Here is a 23,192-nt window from a genome sequence, read left to right on the forward strand (position 1 = left end):
GCAGGGCTGAACGGTATTTATGTTCAAACCCTGCTTCTTTATTTTAGTTTCGTCGCGCAACCATCACGCGCTGTCCACCTATTTGTTTAACTTTAATGTCTTTAAAACGATAATATTCCAGTAGTTGACGATAACGTTGCACAGTAGTAGCAGTAATCACTATGGTTCCCTTAAAAGCGAGAACCCTTATCGCCTCTTGCAAAACACGTCCTTGCGTAATTGCCGGTTTCACCTGCTGCAAATCACTAATCAGAACATAGTCAAACTGATGATCAGTGAAAGGCAAATTAGTGTTATCAGTCAATTCTACTTTCGCGCGATCAGCTACTGCCTCTTCTTTGATCAGTCCTTTCGCTTGCTGTGCTTGCTTTTCATTTTTAACTATTCCCATAATTTTGCCGGGAGCAGTCAATTGCTTGGCAAGGTTAATAAACGTTTTTCCATTACCAATGCTCATATCAAGGATTTGCACATCCCCGCGTATCGATAAATCAGTACTTATCTTTTTCCAGACCTGTTGCCTTTGCCAGATCAACCATCCAATAATTCCAACAACTATAACAACTATGATCCCAATAACGACTATCAATTCTCTTCACCCATTATTTAACTAACAATATCGTTTAGTTTCCGAATATCCTTTAACTGCCCAACAACTGTGATTTTATCGTGCGGTTGAATAACATCATTAGCTTGCGGCATTTGATTAACTTCATCATCTTTACTAACAATGATAATCACATTGACATTATAACGATTACGAAAATCCAGTTCGTCTAAGGTCTTATTAAAGAACTTGGGATTATTAATATTTACTTCTGCCAAAGTTATTTCCTTACTTAAGGTGACATAATCGACGACGCTTGGGTTTAGTTGTTGAAAAATAAGTCGCTTAGCTAAATCATGCTCTGGACGAACAACCATATCAGCACCAATTCGTTCCAAAACGCGCGCATGATTAACATTTTCAGCCCGACAGATTACATCTGGCGCCCCAAGTTCTTTAGCGATTAGCGTGGCCATGATACTTGCTTCAACATTTTTTCCGATTGAAATATACACATGATCAAAACTACCGATATCAAGGTCACGCAGAGCATCCTCATCTTGCGCATCCGCAATTACCGCCCGCATAACTGACCCCGCAAATTCATTTACCACTTCTTCACTAGAATCAATCGCCAATACTTCTTGGCCTGCTTGAACTAAAGCTTCACATATTGAGGCCCCAAATTGTCCAATTCCAATAACAGCATAACTTTCTTTTTTAGCCAATTAACACACTCTCCTCTGGATAACGATAATTCTTCGCTGCTGTACTTGCATTTAGGATTGAGAACATTACAGTATAAATTCCTACCCGGCCCACAAACATTAAAAACATTATAATAAATTGACCTAATAAATTAAGGTGGGTTGTAATTCCCAACGATATTCCAGTTGTCCCAAAGGCTGCCACTGCCTCAAAAGTAACATACGCCAACGAATCATGTTTTGGCAAATCCTGTGTTTCAACAAGCACCAAAATTGATACAAGCAAAATAAATAAAGCAACAAACAGTAATGTCAAAGCACGATAAATATTTTCTTGGGTAAACCGGCGATGAGCAAATGTCGTGTCTCGCTGTCCACGCAAAGTTGCAAAACTCTGAATCGTTAATAGACCGATTGTTGTGGTTTTAACCCCACCAGCAGTTGACCCCGGCGTTCCTCCGATAAACATCAAAATAACCGTAAACGCGAGGCCGGCAGCACTTAAATCAGTATAAGGAAAAGTAATTAAACCGGCAGTTCGTGGCGTGATTGCCATAAAAATAGTATTGAGAATACGGTTGGAAAAACTTAACTTATCACTTAATTGTGCTAAGTTTTTCTCGGTAATAAAGTAAACAACCACAGAAACAACGAATAAAACTGCTCCAGTACGTAACGCTAACTGCGTATGCAAGGATAGCCGGTGATATTTAGGATAATTGAGAATATCTTTCCATACTAAAAATCCTAATGATCCGGCAACAATCAAAACAGCAAGCACACATAGCATATAAGGGTCATTAGCATAATTTGCCATACTATTATCAAACAAGTCAAAGCCGGCATTACAAAAGGCTGAGATTGAATGAAAAATACTAAACCATATTCCCTTACCGAGTCCGTAACACGGATAAAAGTCAAAAAATAAAAATATTCCACCCGCTAATTGGATAAGTAATGAAAGCCGAATAATAAGGTAAACCACGTTCAATTGGGATAAGTGGTCAAGATTAAGGGCTTCTTGAGTTAATAATCGTGTTGACATTCGCATTCGTTGCCGGATCAGTAACGACATCATGACTGCAAACGTCATAAAACCTAAGCCTCCCACTTCCATCAAGATTGCAATCACAATCTGGCCAAATAATGTCCAGTGATGAGCTGTACTAACAAGAGTTAATCCAGTTACGCAGGTTGCACTCGTTGAAGTGAAGAAAGCAGTCATAAAATTTGTCGTTTCTCCTGGTCGTGTTGCAAACGGCAAGGAGAGTAAAATTGTTCCCATAAAAATAACAATTAAGAACCCAAATGTAAGAATTTTGGGAAATGTATATTTATGTTTATTTATTTCAATCACTTTTATCCTTCCTCATATCAATATTACTCAACTAATTATAAGCGTTTTTGTTAAATTCTAAACCATTATTTTATTTCCCGGGAAATCATCTCGAGAAAGCGCTACAATATAACTGTAGATTACCCGATTGCTTTTCCTGAAAGGAGATCCTTTTATGTACTATTCAAACGGAAATTATGAAGCATTTGCTCGTCCCCGTAAGCCGGCAGGAGTGGATAAAAAACATGCTTACATTGTTGGCGCTGGTTTAGCAGGTCTTTCTGCGGCTGTCTTCCTAATTCGTGACGCCCAAATGCCAGGCGAAAACATCCATATTTTTGAAGAGTTACCAATCGCTGGTGGTTCCTTAGATGGTCAAGATCGCCCCGATGTTGGCTTTGTCACTCGTGGTGGCCGTGAGATGGAAAACCACTTTGAATGTATGTGGGATATGTATCGTTCAATTCCATCCTTGGAAATCCCCGGTGCATCTTATCTTGATGAATATTATTGGCTAGATAAGGATGATCCAAATAGTTCAAATTGTCGCTTAACTTATAAACGGGGCAATGAGGTTCCAACTGACGGCAAATACCTTCTCGGTAAGTCAACTAAGGAATTGATGAAACTGATCCTTACACCTGAAGACCAGCTCGGCGACTTAACGATCGGTGATTACTTCTCTGAGGACTTTTTCAAGAGTAACTTCTGGATTTATTGGTCAACCATGTTTGCTTTTGAGAAGTGGCATTCGTTAGCAGAAATGCGGCGATACGCAATGCGATTTATCCACCACATTGACGGCTTGCCTGACTTTACTGCTCTTAAATTTAATAAGTACAACCAGTATGAATCAATGACTAAACCATTGCTTGCATACCTTAAAGATCATGGTGTTAAGTTTGAATACGATACCCAAGTCCAAAACGTCCTGGTTGATACCAAGAATGGTGAAAAGCACGCTAAAAAGATTATTCTTAAGCAAGGCGGCGAAGATAAAGCCATCAACTTAACTGACGATGATCTGGTATTTGTTACTAATGGTTCAATCACGGAAAGTTCAAATTATGGGAGTCATCACCAGGTAGCACAACCAACCCGAGCCCTTGGCGGCAGCTGGAAATTATGGGAAAACCTTGCTAAACAATCGCCAGCATTCGGTCACCCGGATGTCTTTTGTAAAAACATTCCTAACCGCAGTTGGTTCATTTCTGCAACTGCGACCGTTAAGAATCCACAAATTGAACCATACATTGAACGACTAACTAAGCGTGACCTTCATGATGGAAAGGTAAACACTGGTGGAATTATCACCGTCACTGATTCTAATTGGATGATGAGTTGGACCATCCACCGGCAACCTCATTTTAAGAGTCAAAAGCCAAATGAAACCATTGTGTGGATTTATGGTCTCTATTCTGATACAGAAGGTAATTACATCAAGAAACGAATTGTTGATTGTACTGGGGAAGAAATTACTAAAGAATGGCTCTACCATCTCGGTGTTCCAGAAGCTTTAATTGACGATTTAGCAAAAGAAGAGTCGGTTAATACCGTCCCTGTTTATATGCCATTCGTTACTAGCTACTTTATGCCACGGGTAAAAGGCGATCGTCCTGATGTTATTCCTGAGGGGTCCGCTAACTTAGCCTTTATTGGTAACTTTGCCGAATCGCCAACTCGGGATACCGTCTTTACAACTGAATATTCAGTCCGGACGGCAATGGAAGCTGTTTATAGCCTCCTCAACGTTGATCGCGGGGTACCAGAAGTCTTTAATTCGATCTATGATATTCGCGAATTAATGCGGGCAATGTACTATATGAACGATAAAAAGCCGCTTGAAGAAATGGACTTGCCAATTCCAAAGATTGTTGAGAAACCACTGCTCAAGAAAATCAAGAAGAATTGGATTGGCGAATTAATGGAAGAACAACATTTACTTTAAAAAACTAGGGGAGTGAGGCATTAGGTATCTCTACTTTTGTCCCACTCCCTTCAATTTAATATAAAGGAGTCTTTTTTATGACCAATGAAACGATTAAGCACCAATTAAACCATCGTACAATTCGGGCCTTTAAGCCCACAACTCTTTCAACAGAACAATTGAATACTCTTTACTCTGTTGCTAGTCATACGCCAACCAGTATGTTTATGCAGCAAATGTCAATTATGCACATTACCGATCCAGATAAACGGGCCGTAATCAGAGAAATTAGTAAGCAACCGTATGTCGGTGCAAACGGTGACCTGTTCATTTTGTTAGTTGACCTTTATCGTAACCAACAAATACGACAGCAAAAGGGCAAGGATGATGGCCGTTTACATACCGCTGATATTTTCTTCCAAGGCCTTGATGATGCAATCATGGCTGCCCAAAACATGATTACTGCTGCCGAGAGTATGGGCCTCAGCGTTGTTCCCCTTGGTTCAATCAAAAATGAGCCGCAAAAAATCATCGAAGTCCTTAATCTCCCTAAAATGACCTTCCCAGTTTTAGGCTTACAAATCGGTATACCTGACCAAGAACCTCAACTAAAGCCCCGCCTGCCATTAAAATTTATCGCATTTGATAATGACTATCCAAAAGAGATCAAGCTCAGTGACTTAAGCGATTATGATCAAGAAGTTACTACCTACTATGACCTTCGTGATGCCAACCAACGAATTGATTCCTTCACCAACCAGATTGCGGGGGCTAAACTCGATCGCCACTATACCAAGCGCGATGAAATTATGAAGGTGTTACACCGACAAGGTCTTTGCACTGATGAAGGAATTGATTAGTTCATCCCCTCAAGAGCAGCTAATGTCGTTAAGGTCGCATCATAATAATTTTTCTCTGTTAAGGGTTTACTGAAAATGTGTTTCTGGCTAGCAAACAGATTATCATACCCTTCATTACGATTGCAGCTAACCGCATAAAAAATCGGCGCACTGAAACTATTTGATTGATATTTAACCAATCGGTGACCGTTTAATGAATAGCCAGCCGTAATATAATACTGTTCACTGAAGAACCTCATCATTTTATTTAAGACTTTCTGAGCTCGTGGATCATTGCTTTTTGCCAACATCATTGGAACCCGACAAGCATTCGCACTATAGTCTCCATCATATTTTCCAGCAACCGTATTCGGCCCCACTGGCTTGGTACTCCCTGGTCGAGCCCAGGCAAAGTCAGGTACTAGTCCTGTTCGGTGCTGTTTACTTAATGCAGTCAGACGGTCAAGCATATTATTTTTGATCATCTGCCACCTTGAATCGTGAGTACAATCGTATAAATGATCAAAAACTGTCGGCATTACATCTGAAGTTCGCAATAAATAATAAAACTTAGAATCCTTCGTAACCCAATCACCCACTGTTAACATGTGCGTGGTTGGGTTATATTCATATTTCATAATATCAGTGGCAATCTGTTGCTCTAGCTTATGATAATAAGGTGCTTTTTGTGGCCAAACTTTTGCAGCCCGGTGAAGAGCCGCAGCAATGTAAAGATCACCATCAGTCGCACTATTATGATCATCAACCCATTGACCTTCTTTATTATAAGACTGACGCCAGGACATTAAGTAAGTTAGCTGGTCATGGTGTTTTCCAACATAATCGCGATGTGCAAGGTAATAGTTAAGTAACTTATCAAAGTCATTTTCACTTGCCCAGCCCTTTTCAGCAGCGCGAGATACTACTTGCAGCCCGTAGCCTTGTCCTTCCGATAATGCAACAGGATGTTTTTGGTCGTTGCTGGTATTAACATACGTTTGCTTATTATTTTTGCGGACCAAATATGTCTCCTGCCACCGCCGATAAGCTTCGTATTGAATATGTTCAGGATTCTTTATTCTTACAAACGCGAGCGTTGCAATATAAATAACTGCAACAACGAGCGTAAGAAGCCAAATATATACTGGACGTTTCATAACTAATCCCCTTATTAGTCAGCAAACCGCTTAGTCTTTACCCATTTTGTCCCGTCACGCCGTAATAGTCGATCAAGTGCAACTGAGATTACCGCATGAATCGAAACAATTATAAATAATTGCGAATAGGTAAAGTATGAAGCAAGCGCTAACCAGATTTGCTTATTCGTCGCTTGCCCAAATTGCGTAGCTGCTGCTGTTGTAATTTGTAAAATATACAAGATTATCATTAATAACCAATTAAAAAGCAAAAGTTGGGCGATTAGGATGTTACTTTCCCCGAATATAAAGGGAATCATTACCTGTGGATTGAAAAGATGAACAATCCAAAAACCTACGTTCGCTAAAAAGATTGCATCAGAAAGAACAATTGCCGCATTAAACCAGAAAAAAGTACAGGAATAATAAAAGGTTTCTAACTTTACTCGCCAATTGCTCTTTCTAAAGAGATACTTAAAATTTTTAAGGACAACTTGGTAGTTTCCCTTTGCCCACCGTAGGCGCTGATAATAATAATCATGCAGACGTTCTGGTTCCTGTTGAAAAGCTTCCGAATTATAAGCTAACGCGATTAGTTTTCCACTTTGCATAATCTTAAATGAAATATCAGTATCTTCTGTTAAGGCTCCATTTGCCCAGCCCCCGATTGAACGGACATATTTACTTTGAATGATAAAGTTAGTTCCTGGAATCCGGCCAATTTTAAATAAATGCCAAATTGCACAGTGCTGGATCCGTTGGGTAACAACAATTTCTTGATTAATGCACTTCGTTAAAAAGTTTTGTTCGGCGTTGCGTGTCTTATTCCGGCCAAATGCTGCAACGTACCGTGTTGGATTTTCGAGAATTTTTCGTACTAAGAAATAGAGGGCGTTTTTTTCCGGCATTGCATCGGCATCGTAAACACCAATATATTCACCATGAGCCATTTTAAGGGCATCGTTTAAGACACCGGCCTTCCCTCCGCTACCATGACGTTCTATCACCTTTGCTTTTCTTTTCTCATATTTTGGAAGCTGTAACACTGTTCGGGCCCGTTGAGCAGTTTGATCATTGCAATTATCCGCAAAGATTAATAATTCGACCTTATCTGCTGGATAGTTTAATTCAAGGATTGCTTGGGTCGTCTGCGCAATAACTACTGCTTCGTTATGAGCGGGAACAACAATCGTAATTAATGGATATCGTTTTAATGGGACAATATCCACAATTTTTCTACTATGCTCAAGCCAAAAGTGAACTGCCCCACCTAATGTAATAGATGACATTAATAGCGAACTCCAAATTGAGATCAGGGTCACAATCATTACAAACTCGGTCATTGCTTTTTCCTTTCCCTTTTTACATTTAGTGTTGTCTGTTCAACGCGAAAATAAATCACCCACTGAAGAACCGCAAATATTAATGCCTGAACAAAAAAGATCAGGGTAATCACGAGCGCTAACCAAAAGAAAATCCTTACCATTATCTCTGAACCCCTCTTAGGTACTCAACGACAAGGTCTGTTTCCATATCTCTTTCAATATGACGCATTACACTTTTCAGATTCTTAAATGAAGTCGCATTGATATCATCAACCTTCAAATGTCCCCATTTAAACTGAGGTTTTGAACTATTAATTTGTAATTCATCAAGTCCTGCACGCGTGCTTTGGTTCTGATAAGCAAATGTAATAGCTGGTAAATTATATGACAAAATTAAAAAAGTACCATCTTCTAAATAGTACAAGGCTTCAGATGGTAATCGTCGCCGTTTTAAGACTTTCGCAATTTGCTGAAGAGCATAGTTGTAATCATTATGATGAAATTGCCGTATTTGGTGATTATGAACCCAGTGAATCGCTGTAACATCAATCCACAAATCAGCAATTTGTTCTTTAGTAATGAATTGAAGTTCCTTTTTATAAATCTTATTAGCATTATATGCCGTCTGAAGTTTTACTATTTGATTATAGTGGGTCGCATAGCTTTCTATCTCTGCGCGATTACGGTCAAGCCATCCCCATTCCCCAATAATATAACGACTAAAGTAAGCTAAACTTGCGGTAATTGGAAAGGCAAACAGTAGCATTATTTTGATTGAATTATCCATTACCACATAACCTAGCAATAAAATGGCACTACCAATCGTTGTTAGGCCGATTGCAAGCCAGGTTAAAATAATATTTGGTACTAAGCTCCCTACCATTAAGCCCAAAATGATCATAATCATCATGGCCGTCGTAATAAAATGGGCGTATTGGGATGCCCACCACATCATTAACACAATTGCAGTCAATATTACACAAAGCGCAATAAGCCCTGATTCTACAACATGTCGCCGAATCATAAGAATGTTCTCCCTTTCTTCCTATAAATTAGCAACTAATATCTTAGCACACCTTTTTTAGATTTCACTAGTTTAAAAGTTTGGTAAATAAGGAGTTATGCTTTGTTTGTAAAAATAATTTATCATTTTATAACAAGTAAATTCCCTTGAAAAAAATTACTCTTTTCTATATTTAAATTTATAGACATTCATATTAGATATGTTTTATTTTTGTACGTTGATAAGCAAAAGTACAATAATTAAGGTAAACAAAAAAGCCTGATTTAACTTTGCAGGAAAAATCAGGCTTTTAACTTAGTAAACTCATCGATGAAACATAATGTTGCTGATGTTAATTGGATAAAGGGATGCATTGTTTCAATGAAGAGTCTTTTATCTAACTTAAAAAACAAGTGGATTTCTTGTTTGTAAGTATTATAGCACACCTGTTGTGAAAATGTTAACTAAGATTTAGGATGATTAAATATTTTTCGCAACAATTTCTTATTTATCTACTATTTATCTTATTTTCCAGCAGTGATTATCATCACAATATCACATTATTTCTAATTAAATTTAGAAATAATAAATTACCTTGTCTATCTCTGATTAAAATTCTCCTCGGTATTTTATAGATAATATCATTGCTTTTATTTAATAATTTTCATTATATCTAGTTCATTATATTACAATTTATAAAAATAAATATTTTTATGTTATTGGTGTTAAAAAAAGGCTAAGATAAAGGTGATAAATAAATTTTGATAAATTTGTTTAAAAGAAATGAATTTATTATTCCTGATCACACCCCATACGGTCAGCAGCGATGATTTTATAGCTATTTATAAACTACTATTTCATTGGATTTTATTTATCAATTTTTATAGAAAGGAGCAGAGTTTTTTTACTTTGTTAGCTAAGCTTAGGGGTATCATTTGAGTTATTTAATTTACTTTATAGCTACTTTTCTTCCTTTATCAAATTGATTAAATTGCTTGGATTCATATCACTAATACTTTTAACCTAGTAATTCTCTTTTAGCGTTTCTCATTATTCTTAGAAGCGCTGTTGTTTGATCCAAAAATAGAATATTCATTAATACGCAGTTACAAAGCAATCTCTATATTTAAGCTTTCTAATCAAAAAGCAACCTCAGCGTCATCCTTTGACCTTGAGATTGCTTTTTAATTTAATTACTGATTTCCAGTTAATTTTCGCCGGACTAACGTTGGATCAGCCTTTCCTGGATTTAATTCGACCAGTTTTCCCGATCCACTATAAATAATCCATTCGGCTAAATTAACAATATGATCGCCAGCACGTTCTAAATTCCGAAGAACAGCTAAATAACTTTCATAGGCTTTTACATCTTCGCCACCTTTAACCAGTGCTTTCATGATTTCTTTTTGTAATTTTACATAAAGTAAATCAACTTTCAAGTCCTCGTTAGCAACCTCATAGGCAACCTGCTCATCAGTATAGACATAAGCATCAAGGATTTGTTCAAGCATCTTGCGAACAATCATCATCATCTGTTCAATTGGCTGTTCGATGTCTTCATGATGTTCAAATTTACTCAAGGTAATCGCAGCACGGGCAATATGGGTGGAATAGTCTCCTAATCTTTCGATATCAGTACTAGCTTTTAAGATACTGATAATTTTCCGAAAGTCGGTTGCAACCGGGTTTTGCAATGCCATTAGCTTCAACGCCTGTTTTTCCAAATGAATTTCTTCATCGTTAATCTTTGTATCAGTTGTTAAAACCTTATCTGCTAAGTCCGCATCATGATCCGTAAATGCCTTTGTTGCTTGATAGATCTGCTCACTAGCGTCAATTCCCATTTCCATGAAGTGGCTCCGCAGCCGTTTTAATTCATCGTCAAAAATTGCTCCCATGTTTTCACTCCTAACCAAATTTTCCACTAAGGTAATCCGCCGTTTGTTGTTGTTGAGGATTCATAAAAGTATCTGCCGTCTGGTTAAATTCAATTAATTTTCCTTGGTGCATAAAAGCTGTCCAGTCTGCTGAACGTGATGCTTGCTGCATATTATGGGTAACCATAATAATTGTAAATTTCTCTTTTAATTGTACAAGAGTATCTTCAATTTGCGAAGTCGAAACCGGGTCGAGGGCACTTGTCGGTTCATCCATTAAGATAATTTCTGGCTGAACTGCCAGCGTCCGCGCGATACAAAGTCGTTGTTGCTGCCCTCCTGATAAGGCGAGCGCACTTTCTTTTAAGTGATCTTTGACTTCTTTCCACAAAGCGGCCTGACGCAAACTCTCCTCTACTCGTTGATCAAGGATTTGCCGGTCCTTTACTCCGGCAAGCCGTAATCCATAAATAACATTCTCATAGATTGATAAGGGGAACGGTGTCGGTTGTTGAAAGACCATGCCAATTTGTTGACGAATCCGGTAAACATTAACTTTAGGCTGGTTAATATTCAAGTCATGAAAATTAATTTCACCTTTGACCGTTGCTAAGTCATCGTTCATCCGGTTAAGACTTCGTAACAATGTTGACTTTCCTGAACCAGAAGCCCCAATCATTGCCGTAATCTTATTGGCCGGAAATTTCATTGAAACATCATGAACAACGTGTTTGTCACCATATAATACTTGTAAATTTTTCACTTCAAGAGCAACTGAATTTTCCATTCTTTTATCCTCACTTTGCAAGTCGTCGCTTAATTAAATAACCAATATATCTAGCTAATAGGTTAAAGATTAAAATTGTTAGAATCAAAACCGCTGCTGAACCATTTGAAACAGCACGGGCATCTGGAACCAATCCCTCACTGTTAACTTTCCAGATATGGACAGCTAAAGTTTCGGCTGGTCGTAATGGATTTAAGAAACTGGTAGGACTAAATGGGTTCCAATCGGTATAGCTAATTGCCGGTGAACTCTGCCCGGCCGTGTAGATTAAGGCAGCAGCTTCCCCAAAGATACGGCCAGCACTTAGGATCGCTCCAGTAATAATTCCCGGTAAAGCAGCCGGTAAAACAATTTTAGTTGTTACGCGCCACTTTGACATTCCTAATCCCAATCCGGCCTGGCGTTGAAGATAAGGAACTTGGCAAAGGGCGTCTTCACATGCCCGCGTTAAAATCGGCAAGTTCAAAATTGTTAATGCTAGTGCCCCCGCAAGTAAGGAGAAGTCTAACCCCCATTGCAAAACAAAGACTAAGTAACCAAATAATCCCACTACTACTGATGGCAATGAACTTAAAACTTCAATCGCCAAGCGTAATAAGTTTGTCCACCGATTATCTGGTGCATACTCACTTAAGTAAATGGCAGCACACAATGCTAAAGGAATCGAAACGATTAATGTTAAAACAACCAGGTAAAGAGAATTAAATAATTGATCACGAATCCCCCCACCACTTCTAAATGATTCAGCGCTTGACGTTAAGAAATGCCAAGAAATATGGGGAATTCCTGATAGTAATAGGTACGCTAACAAGGCAAATAAAACTAACCCTACTAAACCGGTTAAAGTTAAAATAATCACGGTTGCCAACCGATCTACTTTTTCTGGACGCATTATTTTACCCCTTTCCGGCTAACGAGCCGCATTAAAAGATTGAAGGCCAAGGACATTACCAACAGAATTAAAGCTAAGGACCAGAGTGCATTGTTTGAGATCGTCCCCATGACTGTGTTTCCAATTCCGGTAGTCAAAACACTAGTCAAGGTTGCCGCTGAATGCATCAATCCCGTTGGCATTACCGTCGTGTTTCCAATTACCATTTGGACTGCTAAGGCCTCACCAAATGCCCGAGCCATCCCGAATACCATTGCAGTTAAAATCCCGCTTTTAGCACTCGGAATAATCACCCGCGAAATCGTCTGCCAGCGAGTTGCCCCCAGCCCTGCAGACGCATTGCGATATTGTTTAGGAACCGCCCTAAAACTATCAATTGTCATCGAGGTCATTGTTGGTAAAATCATCAAAAACAATACACAAGTAGCAGCGAGAATCCCAAAGCCAGTGCCGCCGAAAATGCGACGTAAGAAGGGAACGATTACTGTTAAACCGACATAGCCATATACGACGGATGGAATTCCGACTAATAATTCAATGGTCGGTTGAAGAAACTTATATGCGGTTGATGGCAAAATCTCTGTGATTGCAATAGCTACTACTAAGGCAAGCGGCAAAGCAATTACTCCTGACAAAAGAGTAACGCTAAAAGAAGTGGCGATCATCGGTAAGGCCCCGAATACATGATCACTTGGCCGCCATTTAATCCCACTTAGAAAATCCCACAATGAATAGTGATTGCCAGTAAAGAGGGCAATTCCTTTCCAAGTTAAAAAGATTAAGATCGTTGCCACTAGTCCCCCAATTAAAGTAATTGCAAGATAACTAATTACTTTCCCTGAGGCTTCCTGCTTACTTTCAACCGAGGGCTGTGTCAAACGTTGTCGTAAGTCTTCCATCGTACTATTTCCTTTCAGTTACTTTCCCAGTTGGTGTTTTTTCAACTTTCATATCATGAATGCTAATATAGTGAGCTTCTGTTACAAGCGTCTTTTGAACTTTCTCGCTTTGCATATACTTAATGAAATTTGCAGTTGATTGGGATGGCTGTTTTTGCGTATACATGTGCTCATATGACCATAATGGCCACTTATTAGTCGTAATGTTATCAGCAGTTGGCGCTACTCCATCAAGGCTAACTGACTGAACTTGGTCATTAAGATAAGCAAATGCAATATAGCTGATTGCCCCTGGTGTATTTCTAATAATTTCTTTGACTGTCCCGTTTGAATCTTGTTCTTGAGCATTTACCGCCTGCATCCCCGGTTTCAATACCGTCTGTTCAAACGCAACCCGTGTTCCACTCCCATGAGCACGATTAATAACTGTAATTGGCAAATCAGGTCCGCCAACTTCTTGCCAATTCGTAATTTGACCAGTAAAAATTTGTTGAAGCTGTTTCATTGTTAAATTCTTAATGCCAAGCTCTTCATTAACAATTGGTACTATTCCCGAAACAGCAACAATATTGTCATCTAATTTATTGGCATTAATCCCATCTTGCTGGTCAGCAAAGATATCAGCAGATCCGATATTTACTGCTCCTGCTTGTACCTGACTAAGACCGGTTCCTGAACCACCACCCTGTACAATAATGCTGGTTTGGGGATGCTTAGTTCGGTAATTATTTGCAACTGCTTCAGCTAATGGTTGAAGAGCTGTTGAGCCGACAATAGTAATTTTTTCTTGTGATGGTTGTTGCTTAGCGAGTACCCATGACCCGCCTAGCCAACAAACTATTGCGACGATAACAACCCCGATAATCGTTTTTTTCATTACTATTCCTACCTGTTTATTAGTTGTTTTCATATATTTCGTATGGTACAAATAGAGAATAGCAAGTCGATGTAAATTTTTAATCTTTGTAATGTAAAGGTTATGTAAATTTTGGAGAAAGTATTATGACCAAGAAATTTTTGCTAATGAGCCAGCAAGACGATCTCGTCCAACAGTTACAAGCTATTTGTAAAAAAGAACACTGGACCTATGAGCTCGTAACTACTCCAACTGGCTTAGTAGTAGCCTTAGAAAAAAATCAAATTAGCGGAATTTGGTGGGATATGACGGAGGTAAGCTTAGACACTACGATTGCTACCATGACCCTTATTCGGTCGCAAGTCCAAGGACCGATTACCGTTTTTACTCCTCGCTTTACGGAACACATTCAACGAAAATTATACCGGGCACATGTTGATGATGTAATTGCATTCCCTCTCCTCCTCAGTGTTTTCCGCTCCTTAATTCAGCATCGCTTGTGGACTTACCACTATCCACAGATGCATTCATTAGCTGATGATAATATGACAAAAAATGACCCAGTTATAACTACTGGATCATGGGAAATTAATCAAGAAACCTATACTGTTACTAAAAATGATAAAACAATCGCTTTAACACCCAAGGAATTTCAACTACTTTCCTACTTAGTTGACCATAAAGGACAGGTATTAAATCGGGATCAACTCGTTAATGGAGTTTGGGGATATGATATTCTTGATACTTCACGGATCGTTGACATTCATATCAGCCACCTCCGCGATAAACTTGAAGATGACTCCCAACACCCTACTCACCTTCTTACAGTACGGGGATTTGGCTATAAATTTGTTTAAAATAATAAAAAATGAGCGCGGCTGGAAAAAAACTCCTAGTCCAAAATAAAACCGGATGATAAATTTTTTGAACAATTCATCATCCGGTTTTTATGTACACAGGAAATCGTTCCTGATATGATGTAATTACCCCTAAAAACAACCAAAGGGAGCGAGTTCCACGTATCAAAATTATACCATAGGGCAAACCAAATTCGTACTAAACTATAACTATGATTTACCACAGAATCATGTTGCGCGACTAATTAGTGATTTTGTCGACTCGATTCCACAAGATGTGCTATTAGAAGATTCAGTAGCGGCTACCGGCCGCCCTTCATCGCATCCAGCAATTATGCTTAAGATTCTCTTGTTTGCCTACGCACGCCAAACTTATTCTGGAAGAAAGATTGAAATGATGTTGGATGAGAACCTACCAATGCGTTGGTTAGCTTATGATTATACTTATAGCTACCATACCATCAATAACTTTCGCCGCAGTCAGCACGCCAGTAAGCTAATTAAACATGCCTTTGTCTACTTTACCATGGTTTTGAAAGATCACGGACTAATTCAAAACCATGCGGTTTTTATCGATGGGACCAAGGTAGAAGCCGATGCCAATAAATATTCATTTACTTGGCGACGGGCAGTTGAAAAGTATCACGCTAAGTTAAGAGAAAAGACAAGTAAGCTTTATGAGGAACTAGTAGAAAAGCAAGTGGTGCAAGAAATGGCACCGGAGCTGGTTACTTCCGCCGAAGGCATGGACGTAATGGAACAAGAACTGGCGGAGAAAATCACTTAGCTAGATGGAGAGATTAAGCAAGAACCAAAAATCATCAAAGGTGGTTCAGTGAGAAAACGGCGCCGTCGTTTTCTAAAAAGCTTCGTCACCAATTAAGCAACGACCTAATTCCGCGTGCCAAAAAGTATGAACGTGCCGAAAATATCTTCCAAGGTCGTAATAGCTATTCCAAAAGCTGACCACGATGCGACCTTCATGTGTATGAAGGAAGATCCAATGATGAATCGGGAGTTGAAGCCCGGCTATAACCTGCAAATCGCTACCCATAAGCAATTTGTCCTTGATTACGGGCTGTTTTCAAATCCAACTGACACCAGGACCTTAGTGCCATTCCTTACCCAGTTTCATGCTTTAGATTTCTTTGAACATATCGTCGCCGATGCAGGCTATGGTAGTGAGTACAATTACACAATGATTCTTGATCAGTTTGAAAAGTAGCCGGTTATCCCATACACAACCTATCAAAAGGAACAGATCGGACTGATTAAGTATTTGGCTTGCAATTCCTCAATTATCGTTATCAATTGATTATCAGAAATATTAGTCAATAATTCGTGTAAATCATCAAAGTCCAGCGGTTTTATTCCTAGCCAAAAAAGAACTTTAGAGTAATCAGCATTACGCAAAAAGCTTAAAGAATAAGTAATTCCATGATTAGTTTCTTGATTCATCATTAACCCACTCCCGCGTACAAAATATTGTAATATTCATCACAAATTATAACATTAGGAAAAAGCAATCTCAAAAGATAACCCATATTTATTTATCGAATTATTAATTTAAAAGACAGATTTCTTATTAAAGCTCATTTACTCGTTGAAATCGCTATCAAAACCATTATATTGTATATTTACTTTTTAGTAAAATTTGTGCCTCTTTTATTCCAAAGAAATGTGATTTAGGACTACTCATCTTATGAGCGATCAATATTTGTTGCGCTTGTTCACACTGTACTTTTGCTAACTCATTTGGCTGGAATATTTGCAGATAGAATGATAATTGCCGTAATTTAATCGCTAACTGGCTCCGCGCCTTCGTCAAAGTCACATCCTTAAACTGCTTATAATCATGAATCATGAAACGAGTTTTCCGGCGCTGTAAAGCATAGTTAATTGAATTGCTCTTAATCCGGTGAAGATCTTGAACTGTGAGGCCGTGTTGACGAAGAAGATAATTAAACATCGTAATCTGCTGGTCGACTTGTCGCCAATCCGTTGCAATATCGTCTCGTAATTGCTTAATCTCTTTTTTGGTAAGGCGGTGGGCAACTCCTTGTTTTAATTGATGGTATAAGGTTTGCAAATCTTGATAATCGCGTTGGTGGAGTGGAAGGTCAACTCGACTAAACAAGTTACATCGCTGGTAAAAGATCGTTCCTTCGTGGTTCTTAAATCCCTGCTGATCAACAATAAACTGGAATATCTCTTGTGGAAAACGCCGACCAGCTTGATAAGCCAAAAGAATGCTATCCATATACAGATTAATTTCGTTAATTCCGGCCTGAATCTCTCTTGCAACCTTTTGAGGAATACTGGCATGCTGCTGAAAATGAGAGATACCTAGAAATAGTTGGCGTCCACTTGTACGAGAACGTAAGATAAATTGATTCTTTAAACGCCGACCACAATCACAGTAAAGGTTGTCGCCAGGGTGGTCATGCTGTCGCTGATACCAAGGATCAATTACCATTCCCTGAAACTCCCAATCAGTCTGTTTAAGATAGTGATGAGTATGAAAACGCGATAGCATCGCATAACGTGTAAACTCACTCAACGCCTGCACCTGATTGGCCGTTAAATGTTGTAAAATAGCTTCTCGCTGTTGACGAGTCAACGCAATAATTTTATCCATCCTCTCATCCCTTTTCTTAAATTACTGTATTACTATATCAAAACAAACGTTCGGTTTCAAATTGTCTATTTAATCCTTTTCTGGTAAAATATTTAATTACAAGGAGTGATATTATTTGGATTTAGACATACAGCCCGTGAGGTTGAGTTTAAAAGAATATAAACAAGTTAAACAATTATATATGCGCGCATTTCCGAAATATGAGCGAGAACCGTGGACGTGGTTGCTCATCAAGAGTAAGTATCAACGCGCTGACTTCATGGTCTTCTATGACCAGGAACAGTTTGTTGGATTTGCTTACGTTATTCACAGTCACGGTATGCATTATATTTTGTATCTCGCAGTTAATGATCAAATCCGTTCTCAAGGATATGGGACACGGATTATTAATGAGCTTCGTCGCCTTTACCCTGAAGATTCACTTGCCCTGGATGTTGAGCAACCTAATCCCCAAGCTGCAAATAACCAGCAGCGGTTACGACGACTTAAATTTTATCGGCGCAATGGCTTTTTCCCAACTCCAAAACTTTTCAAAGAGGAAAAAGTCACATTCCAAGTTTTAGCAACCAATAAAAAAATCAACCAACGAAAGATTGATAAGGCCTTCGAGTGGTTCTCATGGCCGCTTGGTTGGTTGATTCAATAAATGTTTCGATTTTACTAGTTTGAGGCTGAGAAAAAGCTTTTTTGCTTTTTCAACAGCCTTTTTTATTGTCAAGAAAATAAGGTTTACAAAAGCGTTACAATTTATGCAAGCGGATACATAAAGAAGTGATAACATTGGTAGAACCATTATTTTTAAAGCCAGTCTTTCATGAGAAAAATTTTTTTTGGGGGGTGGTCGACACCTTGCAACTGATTTCAGTTACCAAATTCCAGAAGGGACAATTGGGGAGTGCTGGGCAATTTCTGGACATCCTCATGGGCCAAATATCATCACCAATGGTCAATACAAAGGCCAACTATTGCCAAAAGTTTATCAGCAACATCCAGAGCTGTTTGGTAATCCACGCTCTTCTGTTTTTCCATTATTAACAAAGATTCTTGATGCTAATGCTAGTCTATCAATTCAAGTTCATCCCGACGATGCTTACGCCGAAGAACATGAGCACGAACTAGGTAAAACAGAGTGTTGGTATGTCATTCATGCAGAACCTGGAGCTTATTTAACATACGGACATACCGCAAAAACGCGCGATGAGCTTATTAAGATGATCAATAATCATCAATGGTCAAAACTTTTTAGTAAAAAGCCAGTAAAAACGGGGGACTTTGTCTATGTGCCAAGCGGAACCATCCATGCCTTAAACAAAGGAATTATCGTCTTAGAAACCCAGCAAAGTTCTGATACCACTTATCGGATCTACGACTATGACCGTCGAGATAAAAAACAGGTCAGCTACGCCAGCTTCATTTAAAACAAGCAAAAGACGTGATAACAGTGCCATTTACTGAGCCACAAATTAATCCCCGTATCGTCCATGATGATAGTTCAATAATTACTACTTTAATTTCTCAACCTGACTCACCATTCTTTACCGTCTACAAGTGGGAGATCAATGATTAAACCAGCTTGACCCACGATCATGGTCCCTATACTCTGGTTTCCATTATTGATGGTAATGGAATTTTAACCGTTGATGATCAACAATATTCACTTCACAAAGGCGATCATTTTATCATTCCTGCAACCGTTAAAAGCTGGACGATGGACGGTGAGCTTTTAGCCATTGCTTCTGAACCAACAGATTAATCATTTGCTATCTGCAGTATTTTAGCCACTTGTTTTACAATATCATGCGGTTTTTCCGCTTTAAAAATTAATTTAAACTCAAACGACTGATTGCTTTTCCCGGCCAACGGTAAATAGCAGATATTTTCAAGTGGGTTTTGGAGAACCTTGATCAGCTTTTCAGGATAAAACGCTACGGCTTGGCCTGATCCGACTAACATCTGCATCTGCTCATAAGTCGGCACTCGTAATACCTCAGCAGGTCGTACAATTCCTTGGAGACTACTGGTAAAGGCTTGTTTTAAATATGATGAATCTTCATTACTATAGTAGGTTACTGGCATTTTCTGAATAGTGGCAAGCTCAACTTCATTATTATGACTTAAACGCTCGCTTATTCCGATAATCATTCGGTCACGGTGGATGGTAACCGTTTGTAATCCCATTTGTGCATAATTATTGTTAAATCCATAATCATCCATCACAATGGCACAATCAAGGTTATCCATTAATACATCTGAGACCAAATGTTCCACACTCTCTTCGCTTACAAAAGCATTTACAGTGGGCGATAACTTAGCAAGCAGTTTATGGATAAAAAGGCCATCAAAAGGCGAAAAGTAGCCAATTGACAAGTTAGTTGCGCCCCGGTAAGAAAAACGGTGGAGCTCATGTTCGGTTGCATCTAGCATATTAATAATTGCCTCACTGCGTTTCCTAAAGAATTCACCAGCTGGCGTCAAAACGATTTTATTTTTCTTGCGTTCGAACAATTGAGTATGAAGATTTTGCTCTAACCGTTGAATTTGTCGCGAAACAGCCCGTTGTGAGACGTAATTCTTTTCCGCTACTTTTTGGAAACTGCCTAATTGAACAACATCCAAAAATAATCGTAATAATTCTTCGTTCATTTTTATCTCCTAGGCGAACATTTTAATTCGGGTGTAGACTTCCATTAACAGTCTACACTTTTTCTTTCTAATGCTACAATAATTTTGTTTAATATCCAGAGTATTTATATTGAAAGGAAGAGCCAAATATGCAAATTAAAGCTGCTCTTGCAACCAAACCTAACGCTGATTTAGAGATTCAAACCGTCGAATTGGATGAACCAAAAGAAAATGAAGTATTAATAAAAATTGCTTCAACAGGTTTTTGTCATACAGATATTGTTGGTCGAAGCGGTGCCACTACCCCTCTCCCCGTTGTCCTCGGGCATGAAGGTGCGGGCGTCGTCCAAAAAGTAGGAGCTAACGTTACGGACGTTAAACCCGGCGACCATGTTGTTCTATCATTTAGCTACTGTGGCCATTGCTATAACTGTACTCATAATCATCAAGGCTTATGCGAAAACTTCAATCAGCTAAACTTTGAAGGAAAAACCTATGATGGTACTCACCGCCTGCACTTAGATGATGGCACGCCAGTCAGTGTCTTTTTTGGTCAGTCTTCCTTTGCGACCTATGTAACAGCCAATGTCCATAATATTGTTAAAGTTGATCAAGATGTTGATCTTAACTTATTAGGGCCACTCGGTTGTGGAATGCAAACAGGTGCTGGAACCGTTCTAAATTATATTAAACCTGCTCCTGAAGATGCAATTGCCGTTTTCGGTGCTGGTGCTGTTGGCTTAGCCGCAATTATGGCTGCTAAAATTGCTGGAGTTAAACATATTATTGCGATTAATCGTAACGGTAACCACCTTGACCTGGCGAAGGAATTGGGCGCTACTGAAACGATTAATAATACGGCTGAAGATCCCGTCAAAGCAATTAAAGAAATCGTTCCGCGTGGTGTAACTTATGCAATCGATACTACCGGAAACACCGGTGTAATTAAATCAGCAATTGATAGTCTTGCCACCGCTGGAGAATGTGTCCTCTTAGGAGTTGGCGGCGATATTACCTTAGACTTAATGAATGATATCTTATCAGAATCTAAGAAAATCTCTGGGGTTGTCGAAGGAGATAGCAATCCCCAAGAGTTTATTCCTCAACTAGTTAAGTACTACAAGCAAAGCAAGTTCCCCCTTGATAAGCTTGTTAAGTACTACGATTTTGCTGATATTAACCAAGTTATCGCTGACTCAACAAACGGAAAGGTTATTAAGCCAATCATCAAAATTGATCCTGAATTAGCTAAATAATTAGGTGGAGTGTTTTTATGAAAGTAATTTTTGTTTGCCTTGGTAATATTTGCCGCTCACCAATGACGGAAGCAATGTTCAAAAAATGGTTGCAGAAGCTGGCCTTGCTGATCAAATTACTATTGATTCAGCCGGAACAAGTAACATTGCAGAAGGTTCACCTGCTGATAGTCGAACAAAAGCCATTCTCGATAAATATCACATTAAAGACGACGGAATGATTGCCCGTCAATTGCAGGACAGGGATTATTATGATGCCGATTATATTATCGCAATGGATCAGATGAATGTCCGGGACGCAAAAGATATGGCACCAGCTGGGTTAGAAAATAAGGTTCATGGAATCTTTGAAGCTACCCCAGGAAAAGAAAATTGCTATATCGTTGACCCCTGGATCACTCACTGATTCCAAGATACCTATGATAGCTTAAGTGAAGCTCTCCCCAATTGGCTTGCTAAGATAAAGAAGGAAATTAAATAACTGTTTATCAAAAAACACGCCTGAAATTTTCAGCCGTGTTTTTTCTTTTTATTGGTAATTAAGATCGTCAAACTTCTTATCAGCGTTTTGTTGCGCCATATCCTTTGATTGGTAGTAAACAGCATCTACCCAATTTCCGGCACCCCCGGCTGATACAAGAACTTTAACCTGCTTTCCATCGATTGTTTCGGTCTTAACAGTATATGATGAACCGTCACCGGCATTTTGAACCCAACCACGGATATTTAACCATCGTGATCCATCCATGTTAAAGAAGCTGGCTTTCCCCCAGTTCTTAGTAGCGTTTTGGATTCCTTCGTTAGTATAGTTATCCTCGTTTTCACCCCACTCAGAATCCTGTTTAAAGAGTTGAGTTGTTGTACTGCTATTCTCGCCACTGTAAGTAAAGGTATGAGAACCAAATGTTATTGTTGAATCAGCATCATTATCTGCCGAATACCATGTTCCCTGCATTTCACTTGGAACATCAATAGTACCACTGCGGCCATACTTATGATCATTGCCAGAATTACTGGTGCTTGCTGAGGAATTGCTATCCCCACTGCGCTTATCGACTACCTGTGCCTTAGCAGCTAAGTCATTAACGAGCTTTCCCTGACCTTCTTGATTAACATAATTGGCCATTTCTGACTTTGAGATTGTGGCGAGTTTAGTACTCTTTTGATTTTCCTTGACATTTTGGTAGATGTTTACATCATCGTTATTAACAGTGTAAACCAAGCCCTGTGACTTTCCACCAGCAGTCACATCGTAAGCTACTCCTTGTCCTCCATCACTCAATTGGTATTTAGAACTTGGGTAAAGATTTACCTGCAATCCCTCTTTTTGCGCTTCTTTAACCATGGCAGCCCAATTTCCACCATAACGAAGGCCACAATACGTACTAATCAAACTAACAGCTTCTTGGGGGCTCATGTTATCACTATTAACTTTCACATTACTTTTAGCCACTAATAAACTACTGCTTGAGGCAGATGAAGAATTAGCCGCTTTATTGTTAGCCTGATTTCCACAACCAGCTAATAATAGGCCCATCCCCGTAACCATTAAAAATCCTATTTTCTTATTCATATTAATATACTCCTATAAAAAAATGAGGCTGGAGAAAATTTTTGTTTTCTCCAGCCTCAACTGTTTTTATGAACAATAGTAAGATAACATGGAAAATAACCACAAGGCTCAAGTC

General features: G+C 38.9%; 20 protein-coding genes and 3 pseudogenes. 8 read left to right on the forward strand and 15 right to left on the reverse strand.

Annotated features, from left to right (window positions below):
* Positions 1 to 43 precede the first annotated feature (43 nt).
* The 3 genes from LREU_RS08160 to LREU_RS08170 are packed head-to-tail and all read right to left on the reverse strand — an operon-like array spanning position 44 to position 2,611.
* Positions 44 to 589, reverse strand: a complete 546-nt coding sequence (locus LREU_RS08160; protein WP_003668903.1) for a class I SAM-dependent methyltransferase — start codon at positions 587 to 589, stop codon at positions 44 to 46.
* Between the two features lie 17 nt (positions 590 to 606).
* On the reverse strand, positions 607 to 1,275 hold the full coding sequence (locus LREU_RS08165; protein WP_003664702.1) for a potassium channel family protein: 669 nt from the start codon (positions 1,273 to 1,275) through the stop codon (positions 607 to 609).
* Complete coding sequence (locus tag LREU_RS08170) at positions 1,268 to 2,611, reverse strand: TrkH family potassium uptake protein (RefSeq protein ID WP_003668905.1); 1,344 nt, start codon at positions 2,609 to 2,611, stop codon at positions 1,268 to 1,270. Before LREU_RS08170 ends, LREU_RS08165 begins: the two co-directional genes overlap by 8 nt.
* A 154-nt stretch (positions 2,612 to 2,765) precedes the next feature.
* Between LREU_RS08170 and LREU_RS08175 the strand changes: the two genes are divergently transcribed.
* Complete coding sequence (locus LREU_RS08175; RefSeq protein ID WP_003668907.1) at positions 2,766 to 4,538, forward strand: oleate hydratase; 1,773 nt, start codon at positions 2,766 to 2,768, stop codon at positions 4,536 to 4,538.
* A gap of 77 nt (positions 4,539 to 4,615) precedes the next feature.
* Complete coding sequence (locus LREU_RS08180) at positions 4,616 to 5,377, forward strand: NADPH-dependent oxidoreductase (RefSeq protein WP_003668909.1); 762 nt, start codon at positions 4,616 to 4,618, stop codon at positions 5,375 to 5,377.
* Here LREU_RS08180 and LREU_RS08185 read toward each other — a convergent pair.
* The 8 genes from LREU_RS08185 to LREU_RS08220 all read right to left on the reverse strand — a co-directional run bounded on the left by LREU_RS08185 (position 5,374) and on the right by LREU_RS08220 (position 14,152).
* Complete coding sequence (locus LREU_RS08185) at positions 5,374 to 6,513, reverse strand: glycosyl hydrolase family 8 (RefSeq protein WP_003668911.1); 1,140 nt, start codon at positions 6,511 to 6,513, stop codon at positions 5,374 to 5,376. The two genes, LREU_RS08180 and LREU_RS08185, sit on opposite strands and share 4 nt — an antisense overlap.
* 14 nt (positions 6,514 to 6,527) lie before the next feature.
* The gene (locus tag LREU_RS08190; RefSeq protein ID WP_003668913.1) at positions 6,528 to 7,835 is read right to left on the reverse strand and encodes a glycosyltransferase family 2 protein; all 1,308 of its coding nucleotides are present in this window, start codon (positions 7,833 to 7,835) and stop codon (positions 6,528 to 6,530) included.
* Between the two features lie 142 nt (positions 7,836 to 7,977).
* Positions 7,978 to 8,841 (reverse strand): efflux RND transporter permease subunit, encoded by an 864-nt coding sequence (locus LREU_RS08195; RefSeq protein ID WP_003668917.1) that lies wholly within the window; start codon positions 8,839 to 8,841, stop codon positions 7,978 to 7,980.
* Between the two features lie 1,172 nt (positions 8,842 to 10,013).
* Complete coding sequence (gene phoU / locus LREU_RS08200) at positions 10,014 to 10,718, reverse strand: phosphate signaling complex protein PhoU (RefSeq protein WP_011953545.1); 705 nt, start codon at positions 10,716 to 10,718, stop codon at positions 10,014 to 10,016.
* Between the two features lie 10 nt (positions 10,719 to 10,728).
* Positions 10,729 to 11,484, reverse strand: a complete 756-nt coding sequence (pstB, locus tag LREU_RS08205) for a phosphate ABC transporter ATP-binding protein PstB (RefSeq protein WP_011953546.1) — start codon at positions 11,482 to 11,484, stop codon at positions 10,729 to 10,731.
* A gap of 10 nt (positions 11,485 to 11,494) precedes the next feature.
* The gene (pstA, locus tag LREU_RS08210) at positions 11,495 to 12,376 is read right to left on the reverse strand and encodes a phosphate ABC transporter permease PstA (protein WP_003668923.1); all 882 of its coding nucleotides are present in this window, start codon (positions 12,374 to 12,376) and stop codon (positions 11,495 to 11,497) included.
* A complete protein-coding gene (pstC, locus tag LREU_RS08215) occupies positions 12,376 to 13,275 on the reverse strand; it encodes a phosphate ABC transporter permease subunit PstC (protein WP_003668926.1) in 900 nt (299 codons plus the stop codon). The genes pstA and pstC overlap by 1 nt, the downstream gene beginning before the upstream one ends.
* Before the next feature lie 4 nt (positions 13,276 to 13,279).
* On the reverse strand, positions 13,280 to 14,152 hold the full coding sequence (locus LREU_RS08220) for a phosphate ABC transporter substrate-binding protein (RefSeq protein ID WP_011953547.1): 873 nt from the start codon (positions 14,150 to 14,152) through the stop codon (positions 13,280 to 13,282).
* 125 nt (positions 14,153 to 14,277) lie between these two features.
* On the opposite strand from LREU_RS08220, the gene LREU_RS08225 reads away from it, so the two are divergent.
* On the forward strand, positions 14,278 to 14,988 hold the full coding sequence (locus LREU_RS08225; RefSeq protein WP_003668930.1) for a winged helix-turn-helix transcriptional regulator: 711 nt from the start codon (positions 14,278 to 14,280) through the stop codon (positions 14,986 to 14,988).
* A 178-nt stretch (positions 14,989 to 15,166) separates the two neighbouring features.
* A pseudogene (locus tag LREU_RS10735) lies at positions 15,167 to 16,210 on the forward strand (transposase); the annotation flags it as partial.
* 26 nt (positions 16,211 to 16,236) lie between these two features.
* Here the strand turns inward: LREU_RS10735 and LREU_RS08240 are convergent.
* Both LREU_RS08240 and LREU_RS08245 read right to left on the reverse strand, forming a co-directional pair.
* Complete coding sequence (locus tag LREU_RS08240) at positions 16,237 to 16,449, reverse strand: hypothetical protein (protein WP_003668936.1); 213 nt, start codon at positions 16,447 to 16,449, stop codon at positions 16,237 to 16,239.
* Positions 16,450 to 16,612: 163 nt separating this feature from the next.
* Entirely contained in the window at positions 16,613 to 17,626 is a 1,014-nt protein-coding gene (locus LREU_RS08245; protein WP_003668938.1) for a hypothetical protein, read from the reverse strand.
* A gap of 115 nt (positions 17,627 to 17,741) precedes the next feature.
* Between LREU_RS08245 and LREU_RS08250 the strand changes: the two genes are divergently transcribed.
* Complete coding sequence (locus LREU_RS08250; RefSeq protein ID WP_003668940.1) at positions 17,742 to 18,272, forward strand: GNAT family N-acetyltransferase; 531 nt, start codon at positions 17,742 to 17,744, stop codon at positions 18,270 to 18,272.
* Between the two features lie 134 nt (positions 18,273 to 18,406).
* A pseudogene (manA, locus tag LREU_RS10575) lies at positions 18,407 to 19,379 on the forward strand (mannose-6-phosphate isomerase, class I).
* Here the strand turns inward: manA and LREU_RS08265 are convergent.
* On the reverse strand, positions 19,376 to 20,269 hold the full coding sequence (locus LREU_RS08265; RefSeq protein WP_003668946.1) for a LysR family transcriptional regulator: 894 nt from the start codon (positions 20,267 to 20,269) through the stop codon (positions 19,376 to 19,378). The pseudogene manA and the gene LREU_RS08265 overlap by 4 nt on opposite strands.
* A gap of 128 nt (positions 20,270 to 20,397) precedes the next feature.
* On the opposite strand from LREU_RS08265, the gene LREU_RS08270 reads away from it, so the two are divergent.
* Together LREU_RS08270 and LREU_RS08275 are read left to right on the forward strand one after the other, a co-directional pair.
* The gene (locus LREU_RS08270; RefSeq protein ID WP_003668948.1) at positions 20,398 to 21,504 is read left to right on the forward strand and encodes an NAD(P)-dependent alcohol dehydrogenase; all 1,107 of its coding nucleotides are present in this window, start codon (positions 20,398 to 20,400) and stop codon (positions 21,502 to 21,504) included.
* Positions 21,505 to 21,521: 17 nt separating this feature from the next.
* Positions 21,522 to 21,985 (forward strand): annotated as a pseudogene (locus LREU_RS08275) (low molecular weight protein-tyrosine-phosphatase).
* Positions 21,986 to 22,033: 48 nt separating this feature from the next.
* Here LREU_RS08275 and LREU_RS08280 read toward each other — a convergent pair.
* Complete coding sequence (locus tag LREU_RS08280; protein WP_003668952.1) at positions 22,034 to 23,077, reverse strand: hypothetical protein; 1,044 nt, start codon at positions 23,075 to 23,077, stop codon at positions 22,034 to 22,036.
* Between the last annotated feature and the right edge of the window lie 115 nt (positions 23,078 to 23,192).

The sequence above is a fragment of the Limosilactobacillus reuteri subsp. reuteri genome, from assembly GCF_000016825.1.
Classification (GTDB): Bacteria; Bacillota; Bacilli; order Lactobacillales; family Lactobacillaceae; genus Limosilactobacillus; species Limosilactobacillus reuteri.